The organism is Mycobacterium asiaticum, from assembly GCF_001668675.1.
Classification (GTDB): domain Bacteria; phylum Actinomycetota; class Actinomycetes; order Mycobacteriales; family Mycobacteriaceae; genus Mycobacterium; species Mycobacterium asiaticum_D.
In genome coordinates this window covers 17371-28262 of the sequence record NZ_LZKQ01000062.1, presented here as the reverse complement: position 1 = coordinate 28262, position 10892 = coordinate 17371, and the positions used below count along the sequence as shown (strand labels likewise).

Here is a 10892-nt window from a genome sequence, read left to right as displayed (position 1 = left end):
ACCGCGGTGGGCACCTGGAAATACATGGCGCCCGAACGGTTTTCCAACGACGAGGTCACCTACCGCGCCGACATCTATTCGCTGGCCTGCGTGCTCTACGAATGCCTCACCGGCGGACCGCCCTACCGCGCCGACAGCGCCGGAATGCTGGTGACCGCGCACCTGATGACCCCCGTCCCGCAGGTCAGCACGCAGCGCGCCGGGATCCCCAAGGCCTTCGACGCGGTGATCGCTCGCGGCATGGCCAAAAAGCCCGAAGACCGCTATTCCAGCGCCGGAGACCTGGCCCTCGCCGCGCACGAAGCGCTCAGTGACCCGGACCAGGATCACGCCGAGAAGATCGTGCGCCGCAGCCAGGAGGCCACGCTGCCCACCCCGCCATCGGCGGGCTCGCCGCCGACCATGGCCGCAACCATGGCGGCTCCGCAGCCGCCGCCCGCGCCGGCAGGCATGCCACAGTACGGGCCGGGCCAGTCCGGACCATTGCCGCAGCAGCACCCATCCGGACCGCCCGGCTGGGGGCCGGCCAGCGGCCCGATTCCCAGCTCGAGCCAGCCCCCACCCCCGCCGCAGTATCAAGGCGGCGGCTGGGGCGGCGGCCCGCCCGCGGCGCCCGTACCGCCGCAACATTCCGGCCCGTCGTGGCACCAGGGCCAGCCCACGAAAAAGCGCAATCCCTGGCCAATCGTCGCCGCCGTGGCAGTTGTGCTGGTCCTGATCGTGGGCGGGCTGGGCATCTGGATAGCGAATCAGCCGGACGACAAGCCGAAGAAGAAGAAGCCCATCTCCGAGGAGAGGCTCAGCTCGCTGCTGTTGAGCGCGTCGGAGATCAATTCAGTGATGGGCTCGGCGACGATGACACCCGGAAAAGCCATCACCACGGTGGACACCACCGCGATGACCCTCTCGATCCCGGACTGCCAGGGTGCGATGTACACCAGCCAGGGCGCGGTGTACGCCGGTAGCGGCTACACCGGACTCCACGGGCTGGTGTTGTCCGAGCCCGGCGACGACTACGACCACTGGGTCAACCAGGCCACCATCAGCTTCCCCACCGCCGCCAAAGCCGAGGCCTTCATGGACACCTCGCTGAGCAAGTGGAAGAACTGCGCCGGAAAGACGGTCACGGTCACCAACAAGGGCAAGACCTACCGGTGGACGTTCCACGAGGTGGACGGCGCGCCCCCGGAGATCAGCGTGCTGGATGTCCAAGAGGGCGCCAACGGCTGGGAGTGCCAGCGGGCGATGGCGGTGGCCAACAACATTATCGTCGACGTCAACGCGTGCGGGTACCAGATAACCGATCAGGGCCGCCGGATCGCCGACAAGATCGTCGCCAAGGTCGACAACGAGAACTAGGCGACCGTTAGCCGGACAGGTCCGGGCCTTGCGCGCGCAGGTCGTCGACCGCGGACATCGCGTTGCGGAGCTTGGCAAGCCATTCCTCGGTGTGCTCGCCGACCAGCTTGACCGACCAGGCGAGCGCGTCGGCACGTGATCGCGCGACGCCGGCGTCGACCAGTGTGTCGAGGACCTGGCGTTCGGGTTGCTTGAGTCGCGTCATGACCGGAACCGCAATGTGGGTGAACAGGATCCGTTTGCCGCCGGCTTCGACTCCCCAGGACACCTTCCGTCCGTAGCGGTCCTGGGCCTCCTCGGCGATGGCCATCCGCTCGGGGCGGGTTTCCTCGCGGAAGCGTGAGACCCGGCCCTCGGCGCGAGCGGGACTCTCGTCGCCCGCGGCGCCCTCGGTGGCCGGTGCCGCAGCCAGTTTGCCGACCACCGTGATTTCCTCCCGGTCGACGATGACGGTCGGGTCCCCGTCGAACCAGCCTTCCGGCAGCCGTCCGGCGAACCAGTCAGCGGCATCGCTGGCGTCGGGTTGCTCTGCTTGTTGCCAGCCGCCGGGGCGTCCGCCGCGTCGACCATGGTGATGAATTTTCATGATTACATGATTACACCGTTACATCCATTACAGAAGTGTGTTCGCCGCCGGCGAATCCATGCGATCCGTCAACCGTCACCACCGTCGGCCAACCGTTGCTATCGGGCCAGCACAGTTGTATTTTTGGTAGCGAAGCAGGCCCGGAAGCGACCGAATCCAAAGAGCCGGAAGACGGGTAAAAACCGGCCGCGTCAGACCCGCGTAAGACGGAGTCAGCAACGCCCCGCAGAGTCGCGCCGGGCCTGCCCATGTGTGAAGGCGGTCAGCCTTCAGCCCCTCGCCGGACCCGGTAAAGCTTCGATTCGCCCTTGATCCCTTTCAAACGCCGAGCGCCGGCGAACGACCACTCGAAACCGGCGTCATCGCCCTGCGCGTCCAGGGCATCCTTGACCGACTCGGCGACGAGCACCGTGCCGGGCCGCGCCACACCGGTGACCCGGCTCGCCGCATTGACCGGACTGCCGAACCAGTCGCCGGCCCGGCTGACCGCCATGCCGGACGCGGCGCCGGCTCGCAACCGGGGAAAGGCGTCGTCGGTATCGACCACCTCGACCAGCTTCAAGATCGCATCCAGCAGTGGCGCCGGATCGGGGCAGATCAGCATCACCGCGTCGCCGATGGTCTTGATGAACCGGACCGGCGGCGTGCTGAGATCGCGGGCCAGGTCGGCCAGGCGGCCGGCGAGCTGACCCAGCTCCTCGGCCGAGACCGCCTCACCGAGCTTGGTGAATCCGACGAGGTCGGCGAAGGCAACGGTGACCGGCCGGGCGCCCGGCAGCGGCTTACCGGCAGCGCGCTCGCCGGCGTTGACCGCTTCGGTCTCCATCATGTGGCGCAGGTGCAGCAGCAGCATCTCGTGGATCATCGGGCCGAGCAGCGGCGCCAGCGCGCCGACCAGCGCCTTGGATCCCTGCGCGATCTGCACCTCGGTGGCGCCGGGTCGCAGGATGGTCGCCAGCGCGGCATATCGCATGACCTCTGCCGCGTGGGAAAGCCCGTCGGACAGCACCCGCACCACCGCGAGCACTTGTTCGGGATCCACCCCCAGCTCGACGAACCGCTGGGCGTAGGCGGCGGCCTCACCGTCGGCGCGCATGTGAATCGCGGCGTCCGGGTCGTCCACACTGGCCAGGCCGACGGCACGCTGGACCTGCTGCAGCAGTTCCAGGTCGATGCCGTGCCGCTCGCTGATCTCGCGCGCCGACACGTAGGTGCCGTCGTCGCCGAGCAGATGCCGAGACGCCAGCAATAGGGGCGGATTGGTCCTTCGGATCTCCTCAGTGGTGATGCCCTGCTCGAGCAGCCACTTCACCAGCTCCGCACGCTCGGTCCGAGCCGAGCCCTCCAGGCCCTCGAGGAGGTCGTCGATGTTCGGCTCCGGGTGTTCCGCCACCTGTCCCACGTTAGAGTGCCCGCCCGTCATCATGTGGAGGTGATGGACACACCGCTGCTGAAGGGACTGCCGCCGGTCATCGACACCGACGCCGGACTGCTGATCCTGGGCTCTTTTCCGAGCGTACGGTCGCTGGCAGCCGGTCAGTACTATGCCAACCCGCGCAACGCGTTTTGGCCGATCATTGCCGAGGTTTTCGGATTCGACTGCACCGCAGCGTATTCCCGGCGCCTTGCGGTATTGCAGACACGCGGCGTGGCCTTGTGGGACGTGCTGCACAGTTGCCGCCGTGCCGGTAGCGCGGACTCCGCGATCGACCCGAAGAGTCTGGTGGTCAATGACTTCGGCGCGTTGTTCGGCGAACACCCGGCGATCACCCGGGTGTACTTCAACGGCGCGAAGGCGGCCGCGCTTTTCGAGCGGCTCGTGCGAATGACTCCTCCGGGGGTCAGCTTCGTGCGGCTGCCATCGACCAGTCCGGCCAACGCGATCACAAAGGAACGAAAGCTGGCCGCCTGGAAGGTGATCGGCCAATCCGGATGATCAGGACACCGGCGGGCGCCGGTGCGCCCAGGGTCGGGCGGCTTCGATCTGCGCGGACAACGACAGCAGCGTGGCCTCGTCGTAGGGCCGGCCGACCAGTTGAACCGACATCGGCAGCCCTTCGTCGTCGAAGTCCCATGGCACCGACGCGACCGGTTGTCCGGTGAGGTTCCAGATCTGCTGATACGGAACCCGTTGCGCCACAAGCATCAGCGTCGACACGCCGCCGCGGCGCTGGTAGGCGCCGATCCGGGACGGCCCCGTCGCGGTGCCCGGCGTGACGACGACGTCGACGTCTTCGAAGATCGCTTGAATGCGGGCATTCAGCCCCGCCTCGGCGTTGCGCAGGGCCGCCATCCGCCGATCGGAGAAGAACGAGCCGAGGTGCGCGATGGCGCGGGTGCGCTTTTCGAGCAGTTCCGGATGTGCCTGAGCGTCGGCGTCGTCGCAAATGCCCCGCAGAAATCGGGGCAGATAGTTTGCGTACAGCGAGGCGGGATAGTGCGGATCCCGGATGACCACCTCGTGTCCGAGATCGCGCAGCAATGCGCCCGCTTGTTCGACAGCTATCAGCTGCGCCTTGCCGACCCTGACCGGCAATGGCGTCGGTACCTTTGTGCTCAACGCAATTCGCAACTGGCCGGGAGGGCGGGTAGCCGCGGTGGCAAACTCTCCCTCGGGGCCGGGCACCGTGCTGGTCGCATCCAGGATCAGCGCCGCATCCATCACCGATCGCGCGAGCGGGCCGTTGACGCTCAGGCCCTGCCACGCGCCGTCGTGCGGTTCCAGCGAGATCCGGTCCCGGTGCGGCTTCAGCCCGAACAACCCGCACCACGTGGCCGGGATCCGAATGGAGCCACCGCCGTCGGATCCCAGCGCCACCGGAGCCAGACCGGCCGCGACCGCCGCGGCACTACCGCCGCTACTGCCCCCGGGCGTACGACGAAGATTCCACGGGTTGCGGGTCGCCCCAAACGTCATCGACTCGGTGAACGGCATGATCATCAGCTCCGGCACAGCCGTCTTACCGATGATCACCGCTCCCGCAGCACGTAGCCGGCGGACCACTTCGGCGTCGTCGGTCACCGGCGGGCCGTGCGCTGCACTGCCGTAGGTCGTCACCTCGCCGGCGACGTCGACATCGTCCTTGATCGCGATCGGCACCCCTAGCAGCGGTCGCCGCTCGCCGGCGTCGATGCGCCGCTGGGCGATCTCGGCTTCGCGGCGAGCGCCGTCGTAGCGCACCACGCGGTAGGAGCGGAGTTCGCTGTCGAGCCGCTCGATCCGTTCGAGGTAGACCTCGAGGAGCACCGGTGCGGTGATTTCACCGTCGGCCAGCATGCGCGCCTGTTCGGCGGCGCCGGCGAACGCGAGATCGCTAGGGTCCACTGCCGCAGCGTATCCCGCCCAGCCGCGGCGCCCGCACGGCCCGTACCGTGGCGATATGTCCTGCGTGTTCTGTGCGATCGCGACCGGCGAGGCCCCGGCCATCCGAATTTTCGAAGACGACGGCTACCTGGCGATCCTCGACATCCGACCGTTCACCCGAGGTCACACGCTGGTGGTGCCCAAGAAACACAGCGTCGACCTGACCGACACCCCGGCGGAGACGCTGGCAGGCATGATCACCATCGGCCAACGGATCGCGCGGGCGGCGCGCGCCACCGAACTGGCAGACGCGACGAACATCGGGATCAACGACGGCCGCGCGGCCTTCCAGACCGTGTCGCACATTCACCTGCATGTGCTCCCCCGGCGCGAGGGTGACAAGCTCTCGGTCGCCAAGGGGTTGTTGCTGCGCCGCGACCCGGACCGGGAGGAGACCGGCCGGATCCTGCGGGAGGCGCTTGCCGGCATCGACGCCGGCCAGTAGCCGATCCGGGCACCGGATCCGTTGCCCGTAGTAACGCCAGACGGTCGAGCAGCGGTTTATCCTGAGTGGACGCGCGGTGAAGCTTCCCTTCTACTTCGCCTAGGCGTGCACTGCGTGTGAGCTGGAGCGGGGTAATGAAGCGCTGGACGGGACGACCGCGCCCGCTCTCCGGGCTGGCCCCAGGGACCGTTTGGGCCGTCATCGCCGGCTACGGTCTGGCGGCGGCGCTGGTGGGTGCTTCGTCCTGGTTCGGTTGGCACGGCCCGTATGCGACGCGGCCGATCATCGGGGTCGTGACGGTGATCGGCCTGGCGTTCGCCGCCGGATGCGCCGCGCGGGCGGCCCGTCCCGCGCAGGGGCGCCGCCGCGCCGGCTGGCTGGCCCTGTCCGTGGCTCTCGCCGGGTGGGCGGTCGGCGAAGTCATCTGGGCGGTCTATGACGTGCGACCGGAAGTCGACCACGCCAGCCATCCGGCATCGGCCGAGATCGTGCTGCTGCTGTACCCGATCGGGGCGTTCACATCGTTGCTGTTGCTGTCCGATCCCGTCGGCCAGAGTCGGCGGCGACTGTTCCTCGACGGTGTCATCGTCGCGACATCGCTGTTCGTGGCGTCCTGGGTGTTCGTTCTGGACCGGTTGTTGCGCGAGGCGAGCACTTCCGGGCTGACCACCCTGGCGCACATCTTTGCTGACGTGTCGCTGATGACCACGGCGATCCTGGTGCTGTCCCGGGGCCGTCCCGGTGGGCGACTGAGCGTCAACTTGGTTGCGGGCGCGGTCGTCACCATCGCGGTCGCCGACATCCTGGTGGTGTTCCATACCGGGGTGGGCAGCTATCACACCGGCGAATTGGTCGACGTGAGCCGGGTGGTCGGGCTGGGAATGCTGGCCCTGGCCGGCCTGATCAGCGTCAACGAAACTCCCACGGCCTCGCCGCAGGACAGCTCCTCACGGCTCCGCCTGTGGTTGCCGTACATCCCGCTGGTGCTGGCGGCCGCGGTCGCGCTGGGCCACGCGCTGCGTTTGATGCGGCACGGGCCGCTGCTGATCGGGGCGGGCATCCTGGTGGCCGCGGTGCTGGCACGGCAGTTCGTGGTGCTGGTGGAAAACCAGGGCTTGCTGGCCGAGGTGGCCCGGGAGGCGTTCCGAGACAGTCTGACCGGCCTGGCCAATCGCGCCAACTTTCTGCACAAGCTGGAGCAAGCCGTCGCCCGCCGCGGCGCGGACGCCGCACCCATCGCGGTGATGTGCCTGGACCTGGACAACTTCAAGTCGGTGAACGACGCGCTGGGTCACCCGGCCGGCGACGAGCTGTTGGTGCGGGTGGCGGGGCGGTTGACCACCGCCCTGGGTGAGGCCGGCACCGTCGCACGGTTGGGTGGGGACGAATTTGCCGTGTTGATCGAGGGCCCCGTCGAGCAGGCCCAGGCCGCGGCACAGCGGGTCCTGGAATCCTTCGAGGTGCCGATCGTGATCGACGGTGTCCCCTTGGCGGTTCGGCCGAGCATCGGGTTCACGGTGGCCACCGCCGAGTCAAGCTGCACCGTCGACGAATTGCTACGGCATGCCGACCTGGCCATGTACGCGGCCAAACGTGAAGGCGGACAATGCATCCGCAGCTTTGTGCCGGATCTGCCGCTGCCCTATGGGCTGCCCCAACTCGCCGGATCGGCAGACTTGAGGAGCAACCTGGAGTACGAATTCGACAGCGGCCGGATCCACCGGGGCGCCTTCGGCGCCGTGACCAGCTCGGCGAACATCACCGCACTCGCGCGCACCATCAGGCCGCCCGTGCCGGCACCCAGACATTCTCCCGACCAGCCACCCAGCGTTCGATGGCCACCGGTCTGGATCCGGATCTCCTTGGTGTGCTTGGCAATTGGGGTGATCGCTTTCGCACAGTCCTGCCTCCCGGACCCACGCGCCGATCACAGCCCGTTCTTCGCCAACGTCCTGTACCCGGGGCTGAACCTGTTCGCCGCGGCACTGATCGCGATCCGCGCCTTTCGCGTCAAGGCGGACCGCGCGGCATGGACGGTCATCGCGATCGGCATGCTGTGCTCGGCACTGGGCGACGTCCTCTACGTCAGGTTTGTGCCGGACGGACAATCCCCGTCCATTGCGGACCCGGCGTATCTGGCCTTCTATCCGCTGGCTTATATCGGCCTGCTGTTACTGATGCGGACCCGCCTCAAGCGGGTGCCCCTCCCAATCCGCCTGGACTCGGTGGTGTGCGGGTTGGCGATGGCCGCGGTGGCCGCGGCGTTAGCCGCCGGACCGATCCACGCGGCCACGGTCCGGGCCCCCGCCACCGTTCTCGTCGGCCTGGTCTATCCGTGGGGTGATCTGGTGCTCACCGCCCTGGCGGCGGGGATGCTGCCGATCCTGGGTTGGCGCAGGGAGTTTCGTTGGGGTCTGCTGGTGGCGGGGTTCCTGATGATCGCGGCGGCGGACACCGCGTATCTGTTCGAGACCTCGGCCAGCGATTACCGGGTCGGCACCATGCTCGACGCCTTCTGGCCCGCCTCGTCGCTGCTGTTGGCGACGGCCAGTTGGACGGCCTGGTCATCGGTGCCGCCCCTGCCCAGGCGCGGACTGGGTTCCTACGTGACGCCGGTGACGTGCACCGTTGTGGCTCTTGCCGTTACGGCCGTGGGTCGGCATTCGGCGATCGCGCCGACACTCGCCGCGCTGAGCCTGGTCGCGGTCGCCGCCCGGTTCTCGGTGACCTTCCGCGAGGTGAGCATCCTGGCGGAGACCCACAAGCAGGCCATGACCGACGAGCTGACCACCCTGCCCAATCGGCGCTCGCTTGCCACCGCGCTGACCGAGGCGCCGGTCGACGCGCCGGCGAGCCCGCTTGTCGGGCCGGCTGTCACCCGGGCGCCGGCGCGTCGCGCGCTGTTGCTGTTGCAGCTGTACGAGTTCGATGAGATCAACGATACGGTCGGTTACCACTTCGGCGATGAGTTGTTGTGCCAGATCGCTAATCGGCTGTCCCACAACGTGCGTCGCGACGATCTGCTGGCCCGCGCCGGTGACGACGAGTTCGCGGTGCTGCTCGCCGAGGGTGCGGACCTGATCGCCGCCCGCGCACAGGCCGGCCGGTTGTTGGAGGCATTGAGCGAGCCATTTGCGTTGGACCCGATGACCGTTCAGGTCGACGGGCGGATCGCGATCGCGCTGTACCCCGACCACTGCGATCATCCGCAGGAGCTGCTGACCCGCGCCGAGATGGCGCTTCCGCACGCCAGGTCGGCCAAAAGCAAGATCGCCGTGTACGACTCGGCGTTCGAGCTGTACCGGGACAACGACCCGAACCTGATCGAGGAGCTGCGCGCCGCGCTCGTCGAAGGCACCGAGCTGGTTTGTCACTACCAGCCCAAGATCAACGCGGCCGATGGCAGTGTGCACAGCGTCGAGGCGCTGTTGCGCTGGCACCATCCCAGCCGCGGGTTGCTGCTACCCGAGGAGTTCCTGCCGGCGGCCGAACGCGCCGGTCTGATGCGCAAGGTGGCCAACCGGACCGTCAACCTCGCCCTCGAGCAGGCCCGTGCCTGGCGTGACCAGGGCATGTCACTGACCGTCGCGGTGAACCTGTCCACGACGAATCTGCTCGACCTCGACCTGGTTGGCACCATCGAACAGCTGCTGCAGACCCACGGGCTGCCCGCCGACGAGCTGATCATCGAGATCACCGAGAGCACGCTGGTCGACTCGGCGCGATCGCGCAGCACCGTCGCCGCGTTACAGCGCCTGGGCGTCCGAATCTCGTTGGACGACTACGGCACCGGCTGGTCTTCGCTGGCACGACTGCAGGACGTTTCGGTCGACGAACTCAAGCTCGACCGCATCTTCGTGGCGCGGTTGGCTCACGATCCACGTTCGGTGGCTATCGTGCGGTCGACGGTGGCGCTGGCGGCCAGCCTTGGCGCGGATCTGGTGGCCGAGGGAGTCGAAGACGAATCGACGCTGCGTGCGCTGCGGCAGTATGGGTGCACGATCACCCAGGGTTTCGTCCACAGTCCGCCGCTACCGGCGGAGGAGCTGCAGCGCTGGATCAACACCCACACTCCGGCAGCGACCCGGACCGACTAGCTAGAACAGCTCCTTGGCCAGCAGCTCCAGCGTCGCCACCCGAGCCGGCGCGGTCGCGGGATCGGTGCCATGGCGAGCCGATGCCACCGGGTGCACCATCACCTCGTCGACGTCGAACCGCTCGGCCAGAGCCCGTAGCTGTTCGGCGGCCTCAGGCGGCGCGCCGACGACGGCCCGCGCCAACCCGCTGTCCACGATGTGCTGCTGCGCGGGTGTCAATCGTTCCAGCTGAGCGTCCTCGACGAGCTGCACCGGACCCAACGGTTGGCCGGTCCGCAGCCGGGCCATCATCTGCAGGTTCGGCAGCATCAACTCGGTTGCCTCCGCCCGCGTTTCGGCGACGACAGCGTTCACCGTCAGGAAGGTCACCGGCTCGGACGCCAGGTCGCTGGGCCGGAAATGGCTGCGGTAGTGCTCGAGCGCCTCCTCGGTGCCCCGCCCGGAGAAGTGGTGGGCGAACACGTACGGCAGCCCCTTGGCGGCGGCCAGCTGCGCGGAGTACATCGAGGATCCCAGCAGCCACAGCCGGGGTTCGCTGGCCGCGGCCGGGGTCGCCTTGAGGGTGTAGTCCCCCGAGCGCAGCGGCACCCGCACACCGCGCGTGCCCATCAGGGCGACGACGTCGTCGAGATATGCCGGGAACTTCTCGATGTCGCGATCGTCCCGACCGCCGCGCAGCGCGTAGGAGGTGACCGGGTCGGACCCGGGCGCGCGACCGATACCCAGGTCGATACGACCGGGCGCGGCGGCCTCCAGCAGCGCGAACTGCTCGGCCACCGCCAGCGGCGCGTGGTTGGGCAGCATCACTCCGCCCGACCCGAGCCGCAGGTGGTCGGTCTGCGCCGCGAGGTAGGCGATCAGTACCGGCGGGCTGGTGGCGCCCACTGAGGGCATGTTGTGGTGTTCGGCGACCCAGTAGCGCGTGTATCCCAGCCGGTCGGCGGTCTGCGCCAGCGACACGGTGGCCGCCAGCGCGTCGGCGGTCGACTGGTCGGAGCGCACCGGGACCAGATCAAGAACTGAAAGACGCACGTTGGCTCC

General features: G+C 68.3%; 8 protein-coding genes. 4 read left to right on the top strand and 4 right to left on the bottom strand.

Annotated elements, in window-relative coordinates; all coding sequences use genetic code 11:
* Window positions 1–1359, top strand: a 1359-nt coding sequence (locus tag A9X01_RS05895; RefSeq protein ID WP_081282231.1) for a sensor domain-containing protein, incomplete at its 5' end; no start/stop codon positions are given.
* Window positions 1360–1366: 7 nt separating this feature from the next.
* Here the strand turns inward: A9X01_RS05895 and abmR are convergent.
* On the bottom strand, window positions 1367–1945 hold the full coding sequence (abmR, locus tag A9X01_RS05890) for an ATP-binding transcription factor AbmR (protein ID WP_065119856.1): 579 nt from the start codon (window positions 1943–1945) through the stop codon (window positions 1367–1369).
* Between the two features lie 262 nt (window positions 1946–2207).
* Complete coding sequence (locus A9X01_RS05885) at window positions 2208–3338, bottom strand: adenylate/guanylate cyclase domain-containing protein (RefSeq protein ID WP_253848966.1); 1131 nt, start codon at window positions 3336–3338, stop codon at window positions 2208–2210.
* A gap of 42 nt (window positions 3339–3380) precedes the next feature.
* On the opposite strand from A9X01_RS05885, the gene A9X01_RS05880 reads away from it, so the two are divergent.
* On the top strand, window positions 3381–3881 hold the full coding sequence (locus tag A9X01_RS05880) for a DNA-deoxyinosine glycosylase (protein ID WP_065119860.1): 501 nt from the start codon (window positions 3381–3383) through the stop codon (window positions 3879–3881).
* Here A9X01_RS05880 and A9X01_RS05875 read toward each other — a convergent pair whose 3' ends face one another.
* Window positions 3882–5270: an amidase gene (locus A9X01_RS05875; protein ID WP_065119853.1), complete on the bottom strand. Its 1389-nt coding sequence runs from the start codon at window positions 5268–5270 to the stop codon at window positions 3882–3884. It abuts the gene before it with no gap.
* Between the two features lie 55 nt (window positions 5271–5325).
* Between A9X01_RS05875 and A9X01_RS05870 the strand changes: the two genes are divergently transcribed.
* Window positions 5326–5754: an HIT family protein gene (locus A9X01_RS05870; protein ID WP_065119852.1), complete on the top strand. Its 429-nt coding sequence runs from the start codon at window positions 5326–5328 to the stop codon at window positions 5752–5754.
* A gap of 134 nt (window positions 5755–5888) precedes the next feature.
* On the top strand, window positions 5889–9851 hold the full coding sequence (locus A9X01_RS05865) for a bifunctional diguanylate cyclase/phosphodiesterase (RefSeq protein ID WP_065119851.1): 3963 nt from the start codon (window positions 5889–5891) through the stop codon (window positions 9849–9851).
* On the opposite strand, the gene A9X01_RS05860 is transcribed toward A9X01_RS05865, so the two are convergent.
* A complete protein-coding gene (locus A9X01_RS05860; RefSeq protein WP_065119850.1) occupies window positions 9852–10883 on the bottom strand; it encodes an LLM class flavin-dependent oxidoreductase in 1032 nt (343 codons plus the stop codon).
* Between the last annotated feature and the right edge of the window lie 9 nt (window positions 10884–10892).

Coding starts and splice junctions, on each gene's coding strand:
- abmR (WP_065119856.1), bottom strand. CDS start 1,945: ATGAAAATTCATCACCATGGTCGACGCGGCGGACGCCCCGGCGGCTGG.
- A9X01_RS05880 (WP_065119860.1), top strand. CDS start 3,381: ATGGACACACCGCTGCTGAAGGGACTGCCGCCGGTCATCGACACCGAC.
- A9X01_RS05870 (WP_065119852.1), top strand. CDS start 5,326: ATGTCCTGCGTGTTCTGTGCGATCGCGACCGGCGAGGCCCCGGCCATC.
- A9X01_RS05865 (WP_065119851.1), top strand. CDS start 5,889: ATGAAGCGCTGGACGGGACGACCGCGCCCGCTCTCCGGGCTGGCCCCA.